Genomic DNA, 23,435 nt, shown 5'->3' on the forward strand with positions numbered 1-23,435 from the left:
TTCGGGAGACGTTCGGCCGGGCTCCGGCAATCCTTCGGCCGGGCTTCGGGAAGAAACCGAACCCCAGCCGAACCCGGACCGGACGGCGGCCGGAGCAAGGCAAAACCAGCTTCGGACCAGTCTCGGGCCAGCCCCGAGACGGTCAAAACCCGTCACCGGGCGGATGCCGGATAACCGTCAGATCCTTCCGCGCCGCCTGCTCTCCCGGCGCTGCTCCTCCAGGTCGCTGCGGTAGAAGAAATCCGGCCCTTCCCACTTGCGCGGGATCAGCCGGCCCCCGGCCACCTTGCGGTAGTAGGTACGCTCGCTGATGCCAAGGTAATCCAGCACGTCGGGCATGAACAGCCGGGGCTCTTCCACACGGAAGTGCTGGCGGACGAAGAGGATGATTTCCGGAAGGTGCGCGGCCAGGTCTTCCAGCAGGCCGCTTTCGACAAGGCGCCGGGCCGCCTCGGCGATGGGTGCAAGGTGGCTTTCGATGGCGCGTAGCTGCCCATCGAGGGTTTCATAGTGCTTTAACATGTGCAGATGCGTTAAAGCCACCGCCAAGCGGTAAGCCCGGCTACCGTTGCCGGATCAGGAAACACCCGTTGATGCTGGCGTGCACAGACCGCATTGCCGATCGGGATCAGGTCGCTCCGGTAGGGATGGCAGGTTTTAAACTGAAAAAAAAAGTATTAAGTTGTCATGTCCAGGATCTTTTCTTTCATCGTGTTGAAAAAGTGCGTGCGCCTGATCTCGGACGAGCCGCTCAGGTTGGTCGATTTGGACACCGTCTGCACCAGCCATTTCCGCGTTTCATCGCACAGCCTGCTGTCGCTGGTGGCGATGCTGTTGATGGTGTAGAGCTTCATCCGCACGGCCGGCTCCCCGTCGCAGTGGGTCAGCATGATGCTGCTGCCGGCCTGCACCGGGCAGAGGTAAAAGGCGTACGGCACATCCGAATCATCCCCCTTCCGGGAGGCGGTGGCCCAGTGCTGGACCCCGCCGATGAGTTCCAGCAGCTGCCCGCAGAGCTTATCGACGGTTTCCGGCCGGTCGAACGTGCCCAGGGCCCGGTAGTGGGCCAGCAGGCGGAGGATGGGATTGATGGTCTCCTCCGTCCAGATCTCGATGGTGGGCACCCGCAGGTACGCCGCGGCGATGCCCCGGAAGACCGCCCGCAGTTCCGGACGGTCGGCCGAGCGCGCGAACTGTTCGTAGCTGCCCTCCACCCCGTTCATCGTGCGGTTCCAGGCATACAGCTTGAAATAGGTCAGCTCCGGGAACGGCATGAAGTGAAACACGGGGATGTCGTCTGCGGCGAACATCAGTTCGGCGTCTTCGGCCGCGGCCAGGCGCTCCATGGACGCCCGGAGCCCGAGCATGTACCGGAGGTACTGCTCGGGGTCACCCACGGCCAGCGGCACGTAGTGGAAGGGAATGGTGTCACTTTTATGCGCCGTCAGCGCATCCAGTGAGATCCCGAAGTGGCGGCAGAGGATCCCGGCTTCCTCCAGCCGCAGCGGCACCCGGCCGCTGATGCGGTCGTAGGCCATGTTTACGTTGATTCCCAGCAGGTCGGTGATTTCGTTGACCGGCTTGATATGGGAGGGCAGCATTGACCTGATCCGGTCAAACAGGAGTTTCTGTACTTCCATAGTGTGTAGTATTTGGTTAATTCCATAAAAGTACCGGTTTCCGGTAAAAAACCGGAAACAGTCTTGTTAACAATTTTTTGACATTCGCTTAATGTTAACGGTGTTTCAGTGGATTTTTCACCCTCATGCTGACCGATTGCCCGCTGGCACCGGTAATTCCGCGTGAACCCAAAAACCCGGCCGCCGTTCGGCGAAATCCGTTTTAGCCCGTCTCCCGCATTGGCTACCATTGTCCCGAAGATCAAAACACGGCTACATGATGCAGACCTTTCGTGACGCAAGCGATTTCCTCGGCAGCGGGGACGGGCGGTATTTCACCAACGGATACCGCCATTTCCACTGGCAGGTCACGGCTTTCAGGCATGCCGACATGGAGCTTTCCGGCGGGCTGCGGATCCACTATGACGGGCCGCCCAGGCCGGAGGGGCCGCCGCACCTGGGCAGCATGGAGTACACCGCCATCGCCTCCATGCTCACCGAGTACGCGCTGGTGTACCTGGGCGGGCTGGATGCCGAGCAGCTCAGCCTGTCCCTGCTCCGCCGTATCCGGCTCAAGCTGCGCGGCAGCGTGGAGTTCACCGGCGCCATCACCCTGCCCTTCCATTGCACGCTGGGCGGGCCGCAGTGGACATTCCATGCCTCCAACGGCATCCTCAGCCCCGTCAAGGTGGTGCTGGGCGGTGTGGAGGTGGCCGCCGTGGCGGACCACCCCGCGCGCAGGCGGGTGGGGCTTGATCCCGGGATCATCTGGCCGCTCAACCGGCGGGCCATGTACAACCATGGGTACAAGCTGCGCACCAACGGCATCTCGGATATCCGCTGCGACACGGCGGGCCGTACCTGCACCGCCCGCATCGCCCGCGCGGACGATTGGTGCGATGACCGGCAGGGGCTCTTTTCCGCCCGCCCGGCCACCATCCCGACCGACGTGCTCAGCATCACCGGGCAGCTCATGCAGATCCTGCTCTATACGCTGGAAGGCACCACGCGCGAAGACTGCGCGAACATCTGGCTGCGGGCCATGGACATCCGGTACGGGCGCCCCGTGTGGGACGGCCGCTATGAAGCCGGGGTACGGTTCCTGGATTTCCGGACCGTCCGCATGGGCAGCGCCCATTGGCGGGCGGTGGAGCTGGAAAGCCGGATGGCCGGCGTTTCCGGCACGTTTAGCATTACACACCGATTGAAATCCTGACACCATGAGGATAGCCATCAGCGGTACCTACTGTACCGGCAAGACCACCACCGCCCTGGCGCTCAGCATCGCCGGCGGCATCCCGCTCACCCACGCGCGCACCATGCGGGAGCTGCTGCCGGTGACCTTCCCCGGCAAAACCCTCCGGCAATGCCGTTTCCACGAGCTGATGGTGCTCGGCATGAAACGGCTGGAGGAACGCATCCGGGCCGAGGCGGCCTGCGGCGGTCACTTCGTTTCCGACGGGTGCAGCCTGCAGGAGTGGCTCTACGGCAGCACCCGGCTGCTCACCGGGGCGGACCCCGCCGAGCGCCCCGGGCTCATGCGGCTGAAGCGGGTGCTCCATCCGCTGGAATGGAAGCTCTTCCGCTGCCAGATCCGCAGCTTCGAGGCGGTGGTGAAGGCCTATGCCCGCACGCATTACGACCGGTTCTTCCACCTGCCGCTGGAGTTCCCCTTCGTGGCCGATGGCCACCGGCCCACGTCCGAGCGGTTCCGCAGGGCCTCCGAGGAGCGCCTGCTGCAGGCCTATGCCGATACGGGCATCGCCGCCACGGTGGTGGGCGGCACGCTGGAGGAGCGGCTGGAGCAGCTGCTGGATCACCTGGGCCTCCGGCCCGTAGTGCCGGTACCCGAGGCCGCCGCACGCGCCGTGCGGCAGCGCAGCGCGCGGTTCGATGCCGTGCCATTGGAAAGAAACACAGACCGTATGAATACACCCGATCCACCCACCCCTCAACCCCGCGGAAGCTGACCGGCGGAGCCCCCGGAAAGCCCGGCGGGGTTGATACAAACCGATGCACCATGGAATGAAAACACCCTTTACCCCTTTGTTTGAACAAGCGGGCATACCCCTGACACGTGTGGAACGGCGGCCGTTCATACCCACCCATGCCATGCCATTCGTCAAAGGCGACGCTGCCGCCCAGTATGCGGGTGGCCGCTGCCGGGTCATCTATCGCTGGCACGATGCCTTTGACGTCTTCGTGGCCGTGCTGGAAGCGCAGCTCGGCGATGCGCTGGAAATGCCCGTGGCGAGCCACCTCTGCGACCTGCACCTGATCTACCAGCTGCAGGGCAGCGCCAGCTTCCGATCCGTGGAAAATGCAGCCCATGCTTCACTCAGCCTGTCCGCGGGCCAACGTGCCGAGGTATATGCGCCGCCTTCAAAAGGCCTGCTGTGCCTGTCGCCTCCGCATGCCGAGCTGGCGGTGGTGGTCCCCAAGCGCAACTGGCTGACGCGCCATCCGCCACGGACGGCCACACCCATGGAACAGGTCATCGCAGACCTTCGGGACCTGCGATCCCGGCATCGCCATCTGCTCCCGGCACCCATCACGCCGGAGATGCACGCCTGGCTGCACCTGCTGCTCAGCATGCCCGCCTATCCGGGCATGCTGATGGATGACGCGCTCAACGGGCCGGTGGCACAGCTTATTGAGGCCCACCGGGCGGAATATCTCCGTGAGGAACGCGAAAGCGCTGCCCAGTACCTGGTCGAATCCGCGCGGCTGCTTGCACGCGAATTGGTGCAGCGCATGGACGGCGGGCAACCGCCTACAGCAGACGGTATCGCCGCGGCCCTGCACACCACGGCGCGGCGCATCCGCGAGCAGCACTACCGACTGCATAAGCAGCGGTTTGTGCATTACATCTATTCCTGCCGGATGGAAGAAGCCCAGCAGCGGCTCCGCGCCGGAGCGCCCATTGTCGCGGCCGCCTATCAGCTGGGATGGTCGGAGCATACCAACTTTACCGCGCAGTTCCGGAAATACACCGGACTGACGCCCAGCGAATACCGCAAGCGGCATGCTCCATGATGCATGACCGTTTTTAATCAGTTTTTCCGGGTGATGGCCATCACTCCCGAGGCGGAATCGCGCCTAGTTTTGCTTCAATGGAAGCTAACCTCATATTCGAAAAACCGCAGGACCGCATCGGCTGGGTCATCCTGGGCATCACCATCGCCCTGCTGGCCCTGTGGATACCGGTAGTGATTGACAAAGTAATCGATTTCAGGCAGTTCAGAACAGGTATCCTGCGGCAGCCGCTGCCGGATGTACTAGGGCATCTGCTGGTATGGGCGCTACCGCCGCTGGAATTCGCTACGGCAGTGCTATTGCTCGTCGGCGGGCGCCTGCATCACTGGGGGCTCTGGCTGTCTTTCGGCCTGATGCTCGCCTTCACGGGGTATGTAGCCGTCGCGCTAGCCGGTGCGTGGGAAAAGCTGCCCTGCGGCTGCGGCTCGGTGATCAGCGGACTTACATGGCGGCAGCATTTCTGGTTCAACCTCTTCTTCCTTGCCCTCAGCGGCGCAGGAATCCATTTAATGCATCAACAACGAAGCCGCGGTACCCGGGGCGCTGCGGATGAGGGCTTGTCGGCCAAAAGACCGGATATTAATCAATAATCAACATGTTAAATTTTAGAAATCATGAAAAGATTAGCAAAAAAAGTAAACCTGATCTGGGTAGCGGCTATGATCATCGGGGTGATGACGATGTCGTTTAGACTGGCTACCAAAACAGACGGGCAATGGTACGAAGTGGAACCGCCTAGCGGCGGGATGCAGCTCATCGGCGATCCCATATTGGAACCCGATGGCGAGAACTGCGTTGCCGATTTCCCGGCTGAAACCTGCGCGATCCAATTGACAGGTACACCTCCAACATACCTGCATCAGGCACCGGGCGACGCTCCCAAAGCTGGCCGTACCAACTAACTAAAAACTAAAAAGGCCCTCCAAGCGAGAGCCTTTTTAGTTACTTAACACCTATCTTTCTTTACACTAACGTTCGTTCTGATCCACAACACCGTAGGCGATCACATCCGGTGGAATAGGCCAAGTCCATTTGGCGCTTGTAGATATCAACGTGAATGTCTGATCATCGACATTTCTAATGAGCTCGATGGGTTGTCCATCATGCTGCATGTATCGCCGTAAATCATTCCAGCGCACCCCCCTGAATAGCAGTTCTTTCCGCCTCTCCAACTTAACTTTCTCCAACAATTCGTCTCCCGAAATGAGCGGGTCTATCCCTTTATAGGTACCCGAACGGAAACGATTCTTCAAAAGCCTGTCCATATCCGCCACAGCGTGACCCACATCTCCAAGCCGTGCTGCACATTCTGCCCGTATCAGCAGCAATTCTGCTGTTGTCAACCCGGAAAATGGCCATACCGCGATTCCAGAATAAAAGCCTTTAAACGTCATCCCCGTCGGTCTTGCGGCAAACAGCGCTTCCCTGCGCAGATCATCCTTTTCATAGCTGTCATACAACAAGGTATCCACCAATAATCTTGTGTTTGTCAAAATCACGGCGTTGGACATCTGGCTATAGAAAACCACCTCGGCATTACCCTGACCGTACAGCGGAAACGGTAAATTAGCCGTTAAATCAAGATCGTTGTAGTCAATCAATCCATCAGTAATCCCAAGCGCCGTATCAGCGTGATGGAGCGCTTCTTCATAGTCCGCCAGTTGAAGCGCAACTTTGGCCAGCATGCCGTAAGCCGCCGCTTTTGACGGGCGTGTATTTACCAATACTGCTTCTGGAAGTAATTCAGCGGCTGATGTCAAATCAGCGGTAAATTGGGCATACGTTTCGGACAAGGTAGATCTCGTTACATTTTGATTGATATTGGAAGAAGTCCGCAGTGGCAGACCGGGTTCTCCATGGGCGGTCTGCGCATCGTATGGTTTGCAAAACAACTGTGCTAATTGAAACAGCGTGCTTCCCCGGAAAAAATGTGCAGCGCCTAGGAGCTCGTCACGAAGCAATTTGTTATCCGCAGTTTCTTCGATGGCCGAAACACCCTCTATCACGAAATTTGCATACATCATTTTCTCATACCCCCTGTTCCAATCAACCCCGATCGCTCCCTCATAGATTTCGTCTGCCCATACATAGGCATTGCGTTGTACAGGATCCGCCAGCGACTGCCACTGCTCGCTCAGCACGTAAAAGTCATCACTCCCGATCTCTCCGAGCAGATGGCTGGTAAAATAATTCATGGCATTGTTTTCCAAAATGGCCCTATAGTCATCCAGTGTGCGGGGTACTACCTGAGACTTGTCCCGTTTGACATCCAGGAAGGTTTTCACACAGCTCGAAAACAGGACCGCGCAGCAACACCCTATGAATACTATCTTCATCTGTAAATACGTTTTTTTTATCGGTTTCATTTCTCAATAGTTTAAAATTGAAATTGCAGGCCTACAGCATATTCACCAGGTCGCGGATACATCGCCTGTGTATCGGGGTCCAGACCGCCCTTGGCCCGCTGCCACAGGATGCCCAAGTGCCGTGCATACCCATATATCCGGATAGCTGAAATCGGAAAAGAGGGCCGCCGACGGACAGGTAGTGCGTAAGCAAGTTGGATATCTTGCAGGCGTATGTGGTCTCCCTTTTCAAATACAACTTCGCTATAATAGTATGCCTCGTCCCGGCGAGCATTCAGCACATCAGGCATGGAAGGCACGTCTGTTGCCAACTCATCACCCGGCTGCTGCCACCTATCCAGGTAATCCATGTGGGTATACAGGGCCCTGAACAGTGCGCTGTAATCCACGCTGTTTCTGCGGAACACGTATCCCCCTTTGAACGTGACATTGAAACTGAGCGTGAGTTCCTTCCATGACAACGTGTTCCTCAACGATCCGAATACCTTCGGCACTCCCAGGCCAATCGGTATCAGATCATGATAGGTCAGGTTACTGAAATACGCATTGTAGTCTGTACCCAGTACACCATTTACCATCACTTGGGGCGATCCGGTATTGTCCAACCCGTGCCAGGGTATGGCATACAGCTGGTCGCGGGAGTTTCCCACAATCACCGGTGGATCCAACGGATTGAGGTAGCTGGTGACCGGCTGGTTCTGGGGCATAAAATAGTTGGTGATTTTATTGGACACCGTACTGAACAACAGCGTGCTCTCCCATTTGATCCTGCCATCGGCATTGACACTGTTCAACTCAACATCCAACCCACTGGTGCGCATATTGGCGTAATTCCTGCGGGTATCCACATTGTAAGCACTCACGCCATCCCATATGACACCGGTAGTCGGATCGAAGTGATCATTTCCGATCAAATCGCGGCTATGCTTGGTGTACCAATCCACGCTGGCGCTCAACCTGTGGTTCCACAACCCTAGGTCAACGCCGACATTGAATGTGCTGACTTTTTCCCAGCGTAAATCCGGATTGCCCACACCAAGCAGGCGCCCCATCGGAAGACGGGTCACCGCGTTGCTGGCACCATAACTGATGTACGGAAGGGAGGAAATGGTACGTACTGCATTGCCGTTTGCTCCATACGTCATCCTCACTTTGGCCTTGGATAGCCACTGCGCTTTGATCGCCTGTTCCTCATGGAGCAAATAACCGGCCCCCACCGACCATAACGGTACGCCCTGTTGATTAAAATCTACACCAAAAATATTAGACGCGTCCCAGCGTGCACTGGCCGATAACAGGTACCGGCCTTTGTATGCATAGGCCGCATTGCCGAAATACGAAACGAATCGGTCGGTATAATGCTGCCCAGGTGAACCGCCATTAGGTATCCGTGCTGACCCCAATGGTCTCGTCTGATAGGGAGTGCTGAAATCCATCTGCCCCGTATAGGTGAGTACATCGTCCGAATATCCGTAAATACGGGAAGATCCGGTTCCTTGCTGCACTTCTTGCCGGAGTTCAAAACCTCCTAAGGCATCGATGCGATGGTTTTCATTATAATTACGGGAAAAACTTGCCTGCAAGCGCCCATAGTGCGCCGTCAGCAGATTACCGCCTCGGTTGAGCATCCCGCCGTCGGGTACCGGTTTGCTTCCATCTGCCTGCGTGTAGGTATTGATCAGATCGCGGGCAAAATAGCTCTCCGGACCATAGTAGTTGCGATTTGCCGAGTGGGACAGCTGGTATTGGTACCGCAACTCCAAGCCCAACCCATGAATCAGTTCATACTGCGCTGCGCCTGTTAGCCGGATTTCGTCCGCCACGGATGAGTTGTCATTGAGCCTCACCTCGTCCATGGGACGGTAATGCCAGTCGAGCAACCCCAGACCGGGGGCACTGTCGGTATACGTATACCTGTTTTTCTTTACCAACGGAAGCGCCTCACCGGTATCACCCCGCAGACGCGCATAGGTATACACATTGATCATCCCGGATGGGCTCAGATCGGCCAGTTCCAGTCCGTTGCGATCCGTTTCACTGTGTACGTAGAAAGCGGCTGCGCTGAGAGACATTTTGGGCGAAAACTTGAAATTGTTTTTCGTCGAAACCGTCGTTCGCCCGTAACGATTTCCGACGATGTGGTCGTCATTATAATCCAAACCGACCGAAAGGTAGTAATCGTGGCTTTCGGTACCGCCCTGCAAACCCAATGTGTACTGCCTGTTCACCGTCTTGCGGTACAGCTGCCTGCTTGCTTCGTCCCGGATATCGTATGCGGCCAGTGTTTGCAGGATATTTTCTGCGCCCTCCGATGTGATATCGCCGTCCCGCAGGGAAAATAATGTTTCTACAGCGGGCGTATACGCCGTCCGTTCATCCCCGGTATACAAGCCCCGTTCAAAAAGCTGCCGTTCCAGCGCAATCAGGTCTTTGGCTGGCAAGAAGCGCTGGTCATAAAATAGGTCGGGCCTATCACCCACTGTCAGGTTCGAATTAACGCTGACAGACGGGCGCCCCGATTGCCTACCCCGCTTCGTCGTGATCACGAGTACACCATTGCCCGCCCTGGCTCCCCATATAGAAGCAGCGGCGGCATCCTTCAATAATGTGACGCTCTCCACATCATTGGGATTTATGTTAGAAATATCCCCCTCATATGGAAAATTATCGACCACGATGAGCGGACGCGTTTCTCCATTGATGGTACTCAGCCCCCGGAGGCGTAATTCAGCTTGCTGGCTGGGGGCGCCCGCGGTGGGCGGATATCCAAATGCAAGCCCTCCGGCCACACCCTCCAACCTGCTCAGGATGTCCGGACCGACGCTACGGTTAATCAACGACTGATCAACGTGCGAAAACGCCCCCGTTGAGCGCTCCCTCGGCAAGCTGTAGTAGCCCGTATGCACGTTTACCACATCCAGCACCGTTTCACGCTCATCCAACATGACGGTAAGCAACGTATCGGACGATATGGTCAGGTAGATCCGGTAAATCTCATACCCCACATGCGTGACTTCAAGGGTATCCGTGCCACTGTAGGAAAGGGTGAATCGCCCATCAGAAGCACTTTGGGTATGCCAGCCTGCGGCCGTCAGCCTTACAGTCGCGCCGGCAATGGGTACGCGCGTGCCTGCGGCGTACACGGCACCTTCAATTTTATGTTGCGCCAACGCATGCACTGCAAACAAGGGCAACAATATGGTTAAGAATACGAATTTCAGGTTCACGGTTAATCGTTTGTTTTAGTTGGTTCAACATCAAAATAAGTAGCCTGCGGGTTTGAGGCCAATGTGCGGATATCTCCGGCCAGCAATCCCATTACCTGTGCATCGTCATAGCCCGTTGCCCCGGGGATTGCCAATAAGCGGCCGTCTTTTATGAACACGACTCCTCCTACCCAGGTCTGCGTATAGAAGTGTCTGTTTATGACAATGGCATTTTCGCCGATCACGACAGGTAGCTTCCATCCCCTTTTTGCAGCAAAAGGCAGCGCCTTATAGTCATAATCCAGGTGTATGGATATTACTGCCAGATCTCCTGCAAGCTGCGGCTGCAGCTTCTCCCACTTGTCCATCGATCTTACACAGGGTGCACACCAGCGCGCCCAGAAATCCAGTACAATCAGTTTTTTACCTTGATACTCCCGCAGCGTAACGGTGTCCCTGCCATTGGGGTGATTCACCACCCACAAGGGCAAATCCCATAGGTAATCAGGTATGCTGTCGCCAATGACAAGACCTTTCACGCGGCTTAGGTCTGGATCGTGTTTGACCATAGGGAAGCGGACGAGGTCTTTTTCTTTGACGGTATCCCCTATTTGCAGTGGCTTGATGCTGTCTGTGGGGATATCATGCTGCCCGTAGACGGTGCCGCATACCGCCAGCAGCAAAAGAGCAATTACCCCGATTGCGAGGCCCGGCCCGGGGAGGGCCGGTGCCTGCGCATGGGTCTGCACACATGAAAGGTCTTTATGGTTCGTTGGGGCATAGCGATCCCCTAAGCGTAATTTTTGCTTCATTTGTTAGTGTTTTTATCAAACTATCAGCGGCACTCACGAGATCGCTCCGCTAAGTTTGTGTTTGATTAAGATGAAAGAAGTGGTGAATGGATTCAGTTTTCGTGCATCAATCAAACCGGCGATTTGACGATGTTTTTGTAAAGGTGCTTGGTCGATCGTACCCAGGGCCGGGATCGAATCACAGCCAGGACGCCCGCCCCTTGAAGGTGGTCATTGATCGGTAGATGTGGTATTCTTTGCGGTTCCATCGGTTTTGATTGGTTATTATCAAAACCTCCTGACCATTGGTGGGAAACTCCCGAAGGAGCCGGGCCACTTTTGGTCAATCCGCACAACGGACCGCGTAGGACGGCGCTGCCGAAGCAGCTACTGCCCGGGGGCAGCACCTAGGAAACAAAACCGCAAGTAGACCCGGATCCCCAGGATATGGGGTGTCCGGGTGCTCACCTACGCCTCTTTGTTTCCGTAAAGTTCCTACGCTTGTGCGGATTCGAGGTTCTTGTGAGCACCCACTAATACTCGTAAGTAGGTGACAAAACTAGTAATTTTAACATTAACTCATTAATTATTGCGTTATTGTGCTAAAAAATTGAAAAATCTTTGATCGCGGTTTACTAAAATTCTTATCTTTACAAAGGTTAAAAAACAAAATGTAACAGCCAAGCGGTAAGATACCGGTATTGCGGTTTTTCACCGACCACCTAAAAGTTTATATTTGAATCATGAACGCAGCATTCCAAGAAGACAAGGTCCACGAGGGCCACAATGTAAAGCGCATCCGCGAGATCATCGGACTGAAACAATCTGCCCTGGGCGATCTCTGCCCCGGCAAATATTCGCAGCAACGGATATCCGACTTTGAAAGCATGATCCAGATCGATGAGCCGATTATGGAGGAGCTGGCAGCGGCGCTCGGGGTAACGCCGGAGTTTGTGCGGAATTTTAGCGAAGAAAAGGCTATTTACAATATTCAGAACAACCGAGATACCGCAAGCCAAAACGCTAACTACGTTCATACAGCGAATTATCATCCTGCGGACCAAATAATCAGCCTACTCGAAAAATTCATCGAAGAAGATAAAGCCAAAACCGAATCCATTGCCACATTAAGCAAAGCGGTGCTGGATCTGGCTGAGGAGGTGAAGAAGTTGAAGGGTGGGAAGTAATAATTTATTCGGGCAAGAACTATTCCGTAATAAAGACATCTGCCGATGGCAAAAAGCAAAAAGATAGAAGTAGATGGCAAGGAAATTTCAATAATTTCTAATCAGCGAGATGATTATATTTCACTCACCGATATGGCGAAAAGCCAGATGCAGGAAGCAATAGTTATTAAATGGCTGAGTCTGAAAAGCACTATTGAATATCTTGGAGAATGGGAAGCGCTGTATAATCCGGATTTTAATTATACCGAATTCGGTACAATTAAAAATTCAGCAGGCAGTAATAATTTTGTGCTTTCTGTGAAACAATGGATAGAACACACTAATGCGATAGGTTTAACAGCAAAAGCGGGAAGGTATGGCGGGACGTATGCGCACAAAGACATCGCATTTCATTTTGGAATGTGGATCAGCCCAAAATTTCAATTGTTGTTAGTAAGAGAATATCAACGGCTGAAGGAGGATGAAAGCAATCGGAACCAACTGGAATGGAACCTGCAAAGAACTTTGGCAAAGGTCAATTATCGAATCCATACGGATGCTATCAAAGAAAACCTGATACCTACAGAGATTACCAAACATCAAACCAGCATTATTTATGCCAGTGAAGCAGATTTGTTGAATGTGGCGCTATTTGGCATCACTGCCAAAGAATGGAGAGATAAGAACCCTAAATCAAAAGGAAACATACGAGATGAGGCCACTATCGAGCAATTGGTGGTTTTGAGCAACATGGAAAGTATCAATGCTTTACTGATACAGCAGGGACTATCACAAGGAGAACGGCTAGTTCAGCTAAATAAAGTAGCAATATCACAAATGAAATCCCTTTTGGAAAATAAAACAATCAACACGCTCAATGACTGATTTGATTGCGATGAATGAGAAGATTAACCTGACCAAAAATGGCTGATGATAGGTATGCTTATCTAAAAATTCCTGAGGAGCAGCACAGCGGCACGCACCCGGCTATACCAAATGAATATTCTGGCCTACTGGAAAGAAATAACAGAAGCCTCCTACGTCGTACAAGGCTATCTGAATGGAGACTGGCAACCTTTCGAGAAAGGCATAAATTTTGAAGCTTTCATCATAAGAAAGAAATTTTGATTAACTTTGTTAGTAATGAATGACTTGGAAATGGAGAATCACAAAAACAAAAAAAAGGCTCAGGATAAAAAAGACGTCCAGCAAACTGGGTCCGTTGCTCAGTATTCCAATTCAACGTTCTTCAAAAAGAAGGATGAGGAAGCCAAAAAATTCCTTAAGAAGCATCCGGTGCCAAATACGTTTTGGGATTAGCCCGCTTCCAGATTATACGGCTGCCAACCACCTAAAATATTCGCAATGGGTTGATTTTTTCGTATACAACCGGGAAATTTCAGCGGAAACAATAACACAGAAATTATGAGGCAAACATCAATTATTTCGATTGAAACAGCTACATACCACGAGCCGTATTTTATCACTTTCAAGTTTTCTGACGGTCTTGTGCGAACGGTAGATTTCGGACCTTTCTTACGGGCAGCGAAGAACCCCATGACAAAAAAATACCTTGACACAAAATTATTCAAGGACTCTACTATCGAACATGGCGACATCGTATGGAGCGATTACGAATTGTGTTTTCCTATTTGGGACCTTTATGAAGGCAGTATATAATTGAATGACGGCGGCAAGGTTGATTGACGGTCACCATCGTTATGTAAGTTCCCTTTTTGCCGGCATCGAGATAGGTGCGGTGCCGAATGCCAAAACATCGGCAACTGTAGAGTATAGCTGGACAAAGGTGGGTTTCCTCATAGAGGAATGGGATACGAATAATTGAAATGACAAAATAGTTCTGTAAATTTTCATAATGTTGTTGTTTTTGGACATAGATGGTGTAATGGTTCCTACCAACTCTTGGAGAAGGCCCGAAATCCTAGATGACGGCTTTCCAGCGTTTGGCCCTAAGGCTACCGAAGCCCTCCGGAGGATCATTTCTTCGACGGGGGCGGGCATCGTATTGACCACCTCCCACAAGTCCAAGTATACACTGAAGGAATGGAGGGATATTCTCAAACGAAGGGGTATAGGCGTGACTACCATCAAACGCCTGCCAGAAAATAATAATTATCTGAATAGGAAGGATGAATTGGTGAAGTGGTTTGTCGCCAACCCTGTTCGTGATAATTTCATCATTATAGATGACGATAAATCCTTGAATGGACTGCCGGGGTATTTGAAAAACCGGTTGGTGCAGACAAGCGGCTCCGTAGGATTGACGGATGATCTGGCTGACAGGGCATTGGAACTGTTGGAAAAGAATCACCACGAATTGGTATAGGTCACAAGTATAGGGGTAAAAAGGTTATCTACTCATCGATACCGTCTGTTCCTATCTTCCTCCTATTAATGTCGTAAAGGTCGCCTACAAACATCCCATCAACATCGATGAAACGAATAGGATTATTAAACCCATAACTATACGGACTCCATCGCCTCGACACTTCAGCCAGCGGATCGACGCTCCCCCACCTTCCGATCACCGGGTCATAGAACCTCGCGTCGTAGTCGTATGACCTTCCATGGATTTTTCGTGCTCCGGCCGTTTTCCTTATAGCCGGATTTTTGCTTGCTCAAAGAACGCCCAGCCTTTCAAAGATAAGACTTTTACGGATTGTCCAGCCACTGTTTTACAGTTGTCTTTGGTTGGTGCATTTATGGGTTAGCCGTTCGTCGCAGCAAAGGTAGCACACAAAGGATAGCCCGACCAAGCTGGCGACGAACAATGGAATGTCAAAAATAAATGCTAATTTTGTGTGAGGCCATTTGGATATATACACTGCGATTAGAGCCATATACGAAAATGGCCTATTGAAATAATTTCAGCGGTTATGAGACTACAGGTAATACAGGACAGCAAGGGGAAAGCTACCGGGGTGTATATCCCTATCAAGGAATGGAGGGAACTCAAAAAGCAGTACCGGGATTTGGAGGCTCTGGAATACGAGGAACCCACAAAAGAGCAGCTTTTGCAGGAGCTTAGGGAAGCGGTAAACGAACTTAATCTGGTGGAGCAGGGCAGACTGAAAGCCCGGCCCGCACAGGAGCTTCTGGATGAGCTATAGCGTTGCCTCCATACCGCTTTTTGACAGGCAGGCCAAACGGCTGGCCAGGAAGTACCCTTCGCTCAAAAGGGATCTGGCCGGGCTTATCGAACAGCTCGCCGATGAGCCGGAGCTGGGTATCGCACTCGGCAACAGCTTCTATAAGATACGCCTTTCCATCGCTTCCAAGGGCAAAGGGAAGTCCGGCGGGGCGCGGGTAATTACCTACGTGAAAGTAGCCCGCAATACGGTTTACCTCTCATCCATCTTTGACAAGTCCGAAAAAAGCACCATCACGGACAAGGAACTCGAACAGATTTTCAGAATGATTCCATAGAAAAGCCCGGCGCTCTTATGCAGGAGCCTCAATATTGCTGATACTCTTCAGCACTGCTGCCAACCTATCAAAGTCCGAATAACTCAATATCTGCTTTTCTTCTAAACTCTTTTTAAGGTAACGAATATCATCGTACAATGACCCAACCCCCGGGTCAGGGGCCTTCGAAAAGTCGTTCATATCTCCGCCGAGTACATTCCAATACTCGTCGTTGTCAAAAGAGATTTTAAGCACATTCTCCCGCTGTAATTTTTCAATAGCGAGATTGAATAACCCCTTGATTTCCTCTAAGGTTATATCACAACATTCTTTGGTCATCTTTAACTTTTTTTACTTCATTAAGTTGGTTTCTCACCTTATTTAACTCGTTTTCCTGTTTGGTAATTTGACTCTGAAGCTCTTTAACCCGTCCTGATATAATCTTTTCTCTTAACTCCGGAGATTTTCCTTGAAGTATACCCTTGTTGTCAAATTTATCAGGGTCTTTGATGTATTGGCTAAGTTTGTCTTTGTACACCGCCGCGGTGATGTTGTTGCAGCTCTGGCTGGAACCCGTATTCGTGTTCTTCCGCGTCAGCAGGTTCCCGTTCCCGTCATAGGTGTAGGCCGTCGTGCCCGGCATCTGGTAGGGAAGCCCCGCCGGGTGCACCGTGGCCGTCACATCCGCCACAGATAAGGGGAGATCACCGTCATGTCCGAGAAGGACAGAAAGCAGGTCTTCCCCGCATCGATGCGGCCATACGAGGCTTCAAGGCAAGGAAAGCTTACGCACAGTAACCAAAAAGCCCGACGCAATGGCCGGGTTTAGCTTAATCGTGTGTTACAAGCGCTTTCAGGCTTGAAAACAGTCAATCTGATATATGTACTTTTCGTGATCGAACTCGAGAACCCCGATAACAAACTCAATTCCTTTCCCTGTTCTACGTCAATGCTATAGGGATTATACATCAAAGGGTCGTTATCGGGAGGGTGAAGATATGTTTCAACACCTCCAAAGATATCCTATCAACATTGTATTCTCCAATTAGTTCTTCGGTATTACGGTCGAACCAACTAATTACTCGTTCTGTTTTCATCGTTTTTGCAACGTCAATTAATCAAGCGAATAACATTCAAGAAATATATCGTAACGATCTAAATCTAACTCAATGTTATAGACTTCTTTAAATATAATTGCCTTTTTCCTATCTATCTGGTAACTCATGTAAAACATTGGATCATCTTCAAAAGGTGTCCAAACTTTATTTAATGTATCTAAATCAGCATCTATTTCTACTTGGTTTAGAAGTTCACTGCCTTCTTTCTCATAGAAAGAAATAACTCTCTGTACTTTCATTTTTACTTAGTTTTTAGGAGTAGTACGCCCTGGCTTCGGATCGGATATTTGATTGCCCGTCTTGGGATCAAATCCCCCTTTATGCGTTTTGCCTATACTGATAAAAAAAGCCGTCAGTGCTTATGGAAAATACCTGTATGGCACATACTATACCGTTTATGTTCAATTTCTGGCGAAGCTCAACATCCATTCTTTTGGATGTCAGGATGTCGACGTTATTGAAAATGGTTATCCCGATGATGAGGCCGGGGAAAACGAAGGAAATCCATGCATTAATATTATTCAGGTCATACTTGAACACGGCAACAGCCAAATTAAAAAGGCATACCAATGCAGAGAGCAATAAATATACACTGATTGTCTTGGTTATGCTACCGGTCTTCATGGAGTTGTTATTTGGGCGTATCTATCCGCTTCTTTAAGACGTGTGCCATCCAAAAAGAGACGGTTGCCAGCACCAGTGCCAAGAGGTTTATACCGACTAGCGTATTTTCTGAAGGATCGAACTTTAGATTAAAATCCAATACCATGGGTTCAAAGTAGCTACCCCAACGGACGTTTTTGGTCAAGTGTTCATAGTTAACGAAGACAAAGAACTTATTTCCCTGTGTATATCGGTAATAAAAACCATCCATCGCCAACGTCAAAATCTGCAGCGCTAATACCGCACCGTTGATGGTTGAACCTTTAATTAACGAGCCTCGCTTTTTGGAAGCCAAGACGTTGATAGCGTTTAAGATAGTAACGGCTATTATAAGTCCTGGAACAATAACGGAAAGCCATGCCCCTGTACTGTTTAATTCCATCTTTATTACCACAAGAATCAAATAAAACACGCATATTAATGCTGACAATAGTAAGTAAATACTGATTATCTTTATTCCAGTATTAATCTTCATCGGGTTTCTTCGTTGGATTGACTATTTTTTCCACTGCTGTTTTGAAATACTCTTGAACGCTTTTGTACGCATCATTTAAGACATTGGCTGTTTCCTTTGGATTAACGGTTGCTTTAACAGCCCCCCCTTTTATCCCGACTTCCTCAAGGAGATTGGGAACCTTGGGTAGTTCAGGTCCATTTAATTCTACTGATACTTCCGTATTGACCTTTGGCTCACCTCCCATAATGTTTTCTATATATTCGACTGAAGCAGTTGCTTTTGCGGGCCGAGTCGACGCACTTGTTTTAATTCCCATACCAATCTCCCCTTTACTATCCATTCTCACATATGCCTCAGCTCCCACGCCATCTTTTTCTGCACCTACCGACATCCTTGCAATATCTTTTCCCGTTGATTTGGCATCTATAGACTTCATGTCCTTCGCTACAAACGCAAATTGATTAATCGCTTCTTGAACCTTCACTTTTGTCACGGATGCCAAGGCCGTCAAAATGGGCCAAGGCCACTGCCCATCGGGATCAATAAACCGCATTGGGTTATCGAATGCATAGGCATACGAACTCCATCTCCGTCCCAGTTCTGCCTTTGGGTCTACGGTAGCGAACCTGCCAATCACCGGGTCGTAAAAGCGGGCCCCGTAATCATACAGCCCCAGTTCCTCCTGCAGCTCCTTGCCGTTGTAAAGGTAATTATTTTCCGGCGATGCCACCAACCTGCCCTCGTGCGAAAGGCCGTAGGCGTAGTAGTCCGTCCTGAACCTGGGCGTGCCCGTCGCCGTGGAGGCGAAGCCGTTGCGCGTGTTGCCCAGGTGGTCCCTCAGCACGTACTCGTAGGTGACCGTACCGCCGGGGAGGATGCGGCCCTCCTCCATGTGGATCAGCGTCAGCGCATTGTCCTCCCACTCGATCCCGTCGATGTAGTCCGTGGCCACGCCACCCGCCACGCGCCGCAGCTTCCTGCCCGTGGCGTCGTACGTGTAGGCGACCGCCCCCGCCGGCACCGTCACGCTCTGCGGCAGGTCCAGGTGGTTGTACGCCGCCGCGGTGATGTTGTTCCGGCTCTGGCTGGAGCCCGTGTTCGTGTTCTTCCGCGTGAGCAGGTTCGTAGGTGTAGGCCGTCGTGCCCGGCATCTGGTAGGGAAGCCCCGCCGGGTGCACCGTGGCCGTGGCATCCGCCACCGAGGACAGCCGGTTGCCGGAATGGGTGTAGGCCAGCGAGTCCACCCGCGTACCGGCCGCATCCGTGCGCCGCAGCGCCGTGATGTTGCCCATCGCATCGTATACCAGCGACTCCCTGTTCTTCCCCCCGGCCATCATGCCCGCCGCCAGCCGGTTCAGTTTGTCGTAGGTGTAGTTGTAGTACTGCAGTGCAGCCGTGCCGTGCTGCCATTCCTGCCTGGAGATGTTCCCGTTGTACTGCCGCGTCACGCCCGTGAGAGTCACCGCTGCGCAACTGGCGCAGTGCTTTCTCACTCATCTCATCAAAATCTAATTCGGTACTGTTCATAGTTACTATATAAAGTTAAGAGTTATTCTTAACTGACATAGTTGGTTTTACAGTCTCTATATTGCTAGGATACTGTTCTTTCCAATACTCAGGGTAGAACATATTTTCTCTGAGGAGTCAACTTACTAAAGAAATATTCTTTTCCTAGCAAAGAAATAATCTCTATAGATAAATTGTGAGTAGCTGTATCTGGACTTCTACTCAAAGAAAACAGGCAGTCCTCATCCAATGTAAAAAAAGGACCCAACGAAGAAATCGTTTCCAACTTTGGTTTACCAATTAATTTAACATAATCGCTACCGTAATAATTTATCCAATAGACGCCGGTGAGATATAAATTGGCGTTCATGCCCACGTATCCACTTTCCCCATTATATTCAAGATAATGCTGCTTATTAATTTCCGTTTCCGAAGAAACGAAACCGAAGCTAGCGTTTATACACCTACCCATTTCCCTTAGAAAGGAAAATAAAAAAGCCGAAGACCTAAGAGTTAATATTTTTTTATCTATTAAAATTTTAATTTCCGTTAAATAACGAGGTAGCGAAGCTTTAGGCTCAATCAATCGGCCTTCTTCAAAAATAGGCCTAAAACGTACATTTTCTATATAACCTTCCATTTTGAAAGGTTTTGTTTTCTTGAAAAAGAAGGCTCCTCCCGGTTGACTGAGCCACCTAACGTATCGATCAAGTAAATTATCTTTAAATGTTTCCTTGATTGGTTCATATACGTCACATTTCTCCGGCTTTAGATACCCATCACCGTAAATCAGAAGGAACTCTATGATGCGATTAGCAAAGACATTGTATAAATGACTATTTGTCAAAAATTCTGAATATTCCCTGATTGTCAGTTGAGATTTGCCTTCAAGATATTCTGCAAGATTGCTATCTGTCAAATCAATTTTAGAATACAATCTTATCTCCAAAAACTCTGTCGATTTTTGCATAACACTAATTCTGTGGACCTAAGTCATTCGGTGGTCCCTCAGCACGTACTCGTAGGTGACCGTACCGCCGGGGAGGATGCGGCCCTCCTCCATGTGGATCAGCGTCAGCGCATTGTCCTCCCACTCGATCCCGTCGATGTAGTCCGTGGCCATGCCGCCCGCCACGCGGCGCAGCTTCCTGCCCGTGGCGTCGTACGTGTAGGCGACCGCCCCCGCCGGCACCGTCACGCTCTGCGGCAGGTCCAGGTGGTTGTACGCCGCCGCGGTGATGTTGTTGCGGCTCTGGCTGGAGCCCGTGTCCGTGTTCTTCCGCGTCAGCAGGTTCCCGTTCCCGTCATAGGTGTAGGCCGTCGTGCCCGGCATCTGGTAGGGAAGCCCGGCCGGGTATTACTTTATCCAATCCTCACCTATTTTGCCTATGACTTTTGTACTTATCCAATATTTCTGATTTGCAATCCGAATTAGTTTACATTTTCCTTTTATAAAGGTTATCAACTTTCTATAGTAAAATTTTATCTCTTCAGTAGCCAAAAACTCCTCATTACTATCAAAATGAATAAATTTGGGGGATAACTCTATAATCGACTTCTTAAAAGGAATGGTACTATCTGTCGAATAACCGGTATAAAATGAAAAATCTATATACGGCCCGCCTTTTCTTTGATTTATATAATACTTTTCCTCGCTTAGAAAGCGATTTTTGCTTAAGATTAAAGGTTCAAAACAAAACGTCTCATTTAGAAGAAAGTAGTGAGTGATGTCTTGACCAAGGTAATCATTGAGCTCTACACAGCTATTCAATTCTCTATAATTTAAATCATCATATAGTAAATCTGGAATGAGCTACCTTTATTGGACAAAATAAATCCCACTAACTCACATCTGTCCAAGTCATCAAAATAAAAATCCATTTTGTTTGTATTTAGTTTCCTACCTTGTGAGTTTCATTAGGAATATCTAGCTTGTTATATTCCTTTTCCCTGTTTATGTTTCTTTGACTATTCGGTTTTCGTTCTGCTTCGTAAACTTTTGTTGTTTTGCCCGTTTTTGGATCGACGACTTGAACATCAGGCCTGCGATTTGATCCTTCAGCGCGAATTTTCTTTTCCTGAATAATCTCTTTTCTTGGATTTTCCGCTCTTGCTTGTTATATATCAATAAACCATTTATAGGGCAAGCGAAACTACTCGGCTCCACGCATAGAAATCTATCTTTTTGGATGTATTTTAATAAGCTTAACTTCATCCCGCACTAACCGCTTGTTATCAGGATTACCTTCCTCATATACAACTTCACAAGTATCACCCACATTGATAAACTGCCGATGTGGAGAATAGCTCGCATCACCGTAATACACTTTTCGTCCAACAAGATATTGATATTTAACATAGTTTTTTGCCTTAGTACCTACGTATGTGTCCATAACAACTCCAAAAGTATATACCGGTTTTTCTACAATTTTTTTGTAGCGGCTTAAGGCATATATTAATAAACACAAGACACTTCCACCGACTATGCCAATAATTGCAAAAGATTTTATATAGAATCTCCTACTTTCTTTTTTCATAACGTTAAAGTATTAAATCATTACTTCCGAGGCCGAATAATCTCATTCCTTATACCGTCCGTTGGATGTGTAAGTTTTGGCATCTGTATGGTTTTCAAGTTCAACGTACCACTTGATGACGTCCCTGTTTTGCCTGGTACTGTCACTAAACTGCTCACTCCGGTTTTTGTTGCCTCCGTAGCAAGACCAATCACTGTATTTGTCGCAGCTTCAAAACCTTGACCGCCAACAACATTCTGTATTTGACGCAGTCCAGCTTTTTGGGCATTATTTAGCGTTGCAAACGACCCCGCTTTGATGTCTCCGTTTACCGCCTTGACCGTACTGTTGACAATTCCTTCAGCGGTTTTACCTCCAAGAGCGCTACTACTTGCATCTATAACAGCATTTGTGACAGATTTTGATCCATCGAAAACGGTTTCAAAACCTCTTTCTGCACTAATATCAATAGTCGCATCGAAAGTAATTGCAGTTGCCAGCGCAGTCGTTTTGACACTAGAAGTCACCAAATTTGAACCAGGAACTCCAATAGCGCCTACGGCAGCAGAACTACCTATACTACTCCAATCGACATTTGACAAAGCGTCGCCAAAACTCTGGTTATTAACTGTCATATTCGCGGTCATTTGGACAGTCAAATCAATTCCAGCCCCAATTACTGCGCCAACAGCAGCTCTAATTGCAAGTGCAGTCAATGTAATAGGTTCCTGCCCATCGGGGTCAATAACGCTGATTGGGTTGTTCAAAGCATAATTGTATCCAGATATAGACGGGTACTTGCCAGCCAGCGGATCCACCGTCCCCCACCTCCCGATCACCGGATCATAGAACCTCGCCCCGTAGTCGTACAGCCCCAGTTCCTCCTGCAGCTCCTTGCCGTTGTAAAGGTAATTATTTTCCGGCGATGCCACCAACCTGCCCTCGTGCGAAAGGCCGTAGGCGTAGTAGTCCGTCCTGAACCTGGGCGTGCCCGTCGCCGTGGAGGCGAAGCCGTTGCGCGTGTTGCCCAGGTGGTCCCTCAGCACGTACTCGTAGGTGACCGTACCGCCGGGGAGGATGCGGCCCTCCTCCATGTGGATCAGCGTCAGCGCATTGTCCTCCCACTCGATCCCGTCGATGTAGTCCGTGGCCATACCCCCGGCCACGCGGCGCAGCTTCCTGCCCGTGGCGTCGTACGTGTAGGCGACCGTCCCCGCCGGCACCGTCACGCTCTGCGGCAGGTTCAGGTGGTTGTACGCCGCCGCGGTGATGTTGTTCCGGCTCTGGCTGGAGCCCGTATTCGTGTTCTTCCGCGTCAGCAGGTTCCCGTTCCCGTCGTAGGTGTAGGCCGTCGTGCCCGGCATCTGGTAGGGAAGCCCCGCCGGGTGCACCGTGGCCGTGGCATCCGCCACCGAGGACAGCCGGTTGCCGGAATGGGTGTAGGCCAGCGAGTCCACCCGCGTACCGGCCGCATCCGTGCGCCGCAGCGCCGTGATGTTGCCCATCGCATCGTATACCAGCGACTCCCTGTTCTTCCCCCCGGCCATCATGCCCGCCGCCAGCCG

At 51.0% G+C, this 23,435-nt stretch carries 30 protein-coding genes; 13 read left to right on the forward strand and 17 right to left on the reverse strand.

The window, feature by feature from the left end:
• Window positions 1-177: 177 nt before the first annotated feature.
• Both ACMGDE_RS19475 and ACMGDE_RS19480 read right to left on the reverse strand, forming a co-directional pair.
• Window positions 178-522, reverse strand: a complete 345-nt coding sequence (locus ACMGDE_RS19475; RefSeq protein WP_436834510.1) for a hypothetical protein — start codon at window positions 520-522, stop codon at window positions 178-180.
• Window positions 523-677: 155 nt separating this feature from the next.
• A complete protein-coding gene (locus tag ACMGDE_RS19480) occupies window positions 678-1,640 on the reverse strand; it encodes a hypothetical protein (protein ID WP_436834511.1) in 963 nt (320 codons plus the stop codon).
• A gap of 256 nt (window positions 1,641-1,896) precedes the next feature.
• On the opposite strand from ACMGDE_RS19480, the gene ACMGDE_RS19485 reads away from it, so the two are divergent.
• The 5 genes from ACMGDE_RS19485 to ACMGDE_RS19505 all read left to right on the forward strand — a co-directional run bounded on the left by ACMGDE_RS19485 (window position 1,897) and on the right by ACMGDE_RS19505 (window position 5,557).
• Window positions 1,897-2,835: an AvrD family protein gene (locus ACMGDE_RS19485; RefSeq protein WP_436834512.1), complete on the forward strand. Its 939-nt coding sequence runs from the start codon at window positions 1,897-1,899 to the stop codon at window positions 2,833-2,835.
• Window positions 2,836-2,839: 4 nt separating this feature from the next.
• A complete protein-coding gene (locus ACMGDE_RS19490) occupies window positions 2,840-3,589 on the forward strand; it encodes an ATP/GTP-binding protein (protein WP_436834513.1) in 750 nt (249 codons plus the stop codon).
• 43 nt (window positions 3,590-3,632) lie between these two features.
• A complete protein-coding gene (locus ACMGDE_RS19495) occupies window positions 3,633-4,655 on the forward strand; it encodes an AraC family transcriptional regulator (protein WP_436834514.1) in 1,023 nt (340 codons plus the stop codon).
• A gap of 77 nt (window positions 4,656-4,732) precedes the next feature.
• Window positions 4,733-5,245, forward strand: a complete 513-nt coding sequence (locus ACMGDE_RS19500; protein ID WP_436834515.1) for a MauE/DoxX family redox-associated membrane protein — start codon at window positions 4,733-4,735, stop codon at window positions 5,243-5,245.
• Window positions 5,246-5,269: 24 nt separating this feature from the next.
• Window positions 5,270-5,557: a hypothetical protein gene (locus ACMGDE_RS19505; RefSeq protein ID WP_436834516.1), complete on the forward strand. Its 288-nt coding sequence runs from the start codon at window positions 5,270-5,272 to the stop codon at window positions 5,555-5,557.
• Between the two features lie 66 nt (window positions 5,558-5,623).
• Here ACMGDE_RS19505 and ACMGDE_RS19510 read toward each other — a convergent pair whose 3' ends face one another.
• The 3 genes from ACMGDE_RS19510 to ACMGDE_RS19520 are packed head-to-tail and all read right to left on the reverse strand — an operon-like array spanning window position 5,624 to window position 11,039.
• Window positions 5,624-6,991 carry a RagB/SusD family nutrient uptake outer membrane protein gene (locus tag ACMGDE_RS19510; RefSeq protein WP_436834517.1) on the reverse strand — a complete coding sequence of 456 codons (1,368 nt, stop codon included), beginning with the start codon at window positions 6,989-6,991 and terminating at the stop codon, window positions 5,624-5,626.
• 41 nt (window positions 6,992-7,032) lie between these two features.
• The gene (locus ACMGDE_RS19515; protein WP_436834518.1) at window positions 7,033-10,248 is read right to left on the reverse strand and encodes a SusC/RagA family TonB-linked outer membrane protein; all 3,216 of its coding nucleotides are present in this window, start codon (window positions 10,246-10,248) and stop codon (window positions 7,033-7,035) included.
• Between the two features lie 2 nt (window positions 10,249-10,250).
• Window positions 10,251-11,039: a TlpA family protein disulfide reductase gene (locus tag ACMGDE_RS19520; protein ID WP_436834519.1), complete on the reverse strand. Its 789-nt coding sequence runs from the start codon at window positions 11,037-11,039 to the stop codon at window positions 10,251-10,253.
• Between the two features lie 722 nt (window positions 11,040-11,761).
• On the opposite strand from ACMGDE_RS19520, the gene ACMGDE_RS19525 reads away from it, so the two are divergent.
• The 6 genes from ACMGDE_RS19525 to ACMGDE_RS19550 all read left to right on the forward strand — a co-directional run bounded on the left by ACMGDE_RS19525 (window position 11,762) and on the right by ACMGDE_RS19550 (window position 14,531).
• The gene (locus tag ACMGDE_RS19525; protein WP_436834520.1) at window positions 11,762-12,205 is read left to right on the forward strand and encodes a helix-turn-helix domain-containing protein; all 444 of its coding nucleotides are present in this window, start codon (window positions 11,762-11,764) and stop codon (window positions 12,203-12,205) included.
• A 45-nt stretch (window positions 12,206-12,250) separates the two neighbouring features.
• Complete coding sequence (locus ACMGDE_RS19530) at window positions 12,251-13,069, forward strand: KilA-N domain-containing protein (RefSeq protein ID WP_436834521.1); 819 nt, start codon at window positions 12,251-12,253, stop codon at window positions 13,067-13,069.
• Window positions 13,070-13,141: 72 nt separating this feature from the next.
• A complete protein-coding gene (locus ACMGDE_RS19535) occupies window positions 13,142-13,312 on the forward strand; it encodes a DUF6934 family protein (protein WP_436834537.1) in 171 nt (56 codons plus the stop codon).
• A 15-nt stretch (window positions 13,313-13,327) separates the two neighbouring features.
• The gene (locus ACMGDE_RS19540) at window positions 13,328-13,504 is read left to right on the forward strand and encodes a hypothetical protein (protein WP_436834522.1); all 177 of its coding nucleotides are present in this window, start codon (window positions 13,328-13,330) and stop codon (window positions 13,502-13,504) included.
• Between the two features lie 364 nt (window positions 13,505-13,868).
• Window positions 13,869-14,030, forward strand: a complete 162-nt coding sequence (locus ACMGDE_RS19545) for a hypothetical protein (protein WP_436834523.1) — start codon at window positions 13,869-13,871, stop codon at window positions 14,028-14,030.
• Between the two features lie 30 nt (window positions 14,031-14,060).
• Entirely contained in the window at window positions 14,061-14,531 is a 471-nt protein-coding gene (locus ACMGDE_RS19550; protein ID WP_436834524.1) for an HAD domain-containing protein, read from the forward strand.
• Window positions 14,532-14,559: 28 nt separating this feature from the next.
• Here ACMGDE_RS19550 and ACMGDE_RS19555 read toward each other — a convergent pair whose 3' ends face one another.
• Window positions 14,560-14,805: an RHS repeat-associated core domain-containing protein gene (locus ACMGDE_RS19555; protein WP_436834538.1), complete on the reverse strand. Its 246-nt coding sequence runs from the start codon at window positions 14,803-14,805 to the stop codon at window positions 14,560-14,562.
• Window positions 14,806-15,081: 276 nt separating this feature from the next.
• Between ACMGDE_RS19555 and ACMGDE_RS19560 the strand changes: the two genes are divergently transcribed.
• Both ACMGDE_RS19560 and ACMGDE_RS19565 read left to right on the forward strand, forming a co-directional pair.
• On the forward strand, window positions 15,082-15,315 hold the full coding sequence (locus ACMGDE_RS19560) for a hypothetical protein (RefSeq protein ID WP_436834525.1): 234 nt from the start codon (window positions 15,082-15,084) through the stop codon (window positions 15,313-15,315).
• Entirely contained in the window at window positions 15,305-15,631 is a 327-nt protein-coding gene (locus ACMGDE_RS19565) for a type II toxin-antitoxin system RelE/ParE family toxin (protein ID WP_436834526.1), read from the forward strand. The genes ACMGDE_RS19560 and ACMGDE_RS19565 overlap by 11 nt, the downstream gene beginning before the upstream one ends.
• Before the next feature lie 15 nt (window positions 15,632-15,646).
• Here ACMGDE_RS19565 and ACMGDE_RS19570 read toward each other — a convergent pair whose 3' ends face one another.
• The 11 genes from ACMGDE_RS19570 to ACMGDE_RS19620 all read right to left on the reverse strand — a co-directional run.
• Window positions 15,647-15,949 carry a hypothetical protein gene (locus ACMGDE_RS19570; RefSeq protein WP_436834527.1) on the reverse strand — a complete coding sequence of 101 codons (303 nt, stop codon included), beginning with the start codon at window positions 15,947-15,949 and terminating at the stop codon, window positions 15,647-15,649.
• A complete protein-coding gene (locus ACMGDE_RS19575; protein ID WP_436834528.1) occupies window positions 15,930-16,301 on the reverse strand; it encodes a hypothetical protein in 372 nt (123 codons plus the stop codon). Before ACMGDE_RS19575 ends, ACMGDE_RS19570 begins: the two co-directional genes overlap by 20 nt.
• Window positions 16,302-16,578: 277 nt before the next feature.
• Window positions 16,579-16,707, reverse strand: coding sequence for a DUF7683 domain-containing protein (locus tag ACMGDE_RS19580; protein ID WP_436834529.1), 129 nt, complete (start codon window positions 16,705-16,707; stop codon window positions 16,579-16,581).
• A 17-nt stretch (window positions 16,708-16,724) separates the two neighbouring features.
• A complete protein-coding gene (locus ACMGDE_RS19585) occupies window positions 16,725-16,967 on the reverse strand; it encodes a DUF7683 domain-containing protein (RefSeq protein WP_436834530.1) in 243 nt (80 codons plus the stop codon).
• A 6-nt stretch (window positions 16,968-16,973) separates the two neighbouring features.
• Window positions 16,974-17,084: a colicin E3/pyocin S6 family cytotoxin gene (locus tag ACMGDE_RS19590; RefSeq protein ID WP_436834539.1), complete on the reverse strand. Its 111-nt coding sequence runs from the start codon at window positions 17,082-17,084 to the stop codon at window positions 16,974-16,976.
• Between the two features lie 275 nt (window positions 17,085-17,359).
• Window positions 17,360-17,866 (reverse strand): hypothetical protein, encoded by a 507-nt coding sequence (locus ACMGDE_RS19595; RefSeq protein ID WP_436834531.1) that lies wholly within the window; start codon window positions 17,864-17,866, stop codon window positions 17,360-17,362.
• Window positions 17,856-19,145 (reverse strand): RHS repeat domain-containing protein, encoded by a 1,290-nt coding sequence (locus ACMGDE_RS19600; protein ID WP_436834532.1) that lies wholly within the window; start codon window positions 19,143-19,145, stop codon window positions 17,856-17,858. Before ACMGDE_RS19600 ends, ACMGDE_RS19595 begins: the two co-directional genes overlap by 11 nt.
• Window positions 19,146-19,463: 318 nt before the next feature.
• Complete coding sequence (locus ACMGDE_RS19605; RefSeq protein ID WP_436834533.1) at window positions 19,464-20,324, reverse strand: hypothetical protein; 861 nt, start codon at window positions 20,322-20,324, stop codon at window positions 19,464-19,466.
• 18 nt (window positions 20,325-20,342) lie between these two features.
• A complete protein-coding gene (locus tag ACMGDE_RS19610) occupies window positions 20,343-20,687 on the reverse strand; it encodes a hypothetical protein (protein ID WP_436834534.1) in 345 nt (114 codons plus the stop codon).
• 844 nt (window positions 20,688-21,531) lie between these two features.
• Window positions 21,532-21,891 carry a hypothetical protein gene (locus ACMGDE_RS19615; RefSeq protein WP_436834535.1) on the reverse strand — a complete coding sequence of 120 codons (360 nt, stop codon included), beginning with the start codon at window positions 21,889-21,891 and terminating at the stop codon, window positions 21,532-21,534.
• 20 nt (window positions 21,892-21,911) lie between these two features.
• The coding region (locus ACMGDE_RS19620) for an RHS repeat-associated core domain-containing protein (RefSeq protein WP_436834536.1) at window positions 21,912-23,435 on the reverse strand (1,524 nt) is incomplete at its 5' end.

Source organism: Parapedobacter brassicae (genome assembly GCF_051400755.1).
GTDB lineage: Bacteria > Bacteroidota > Bacteroidia > Sphingobacteriales > Sphingobacteriaceae > Parapedobacter.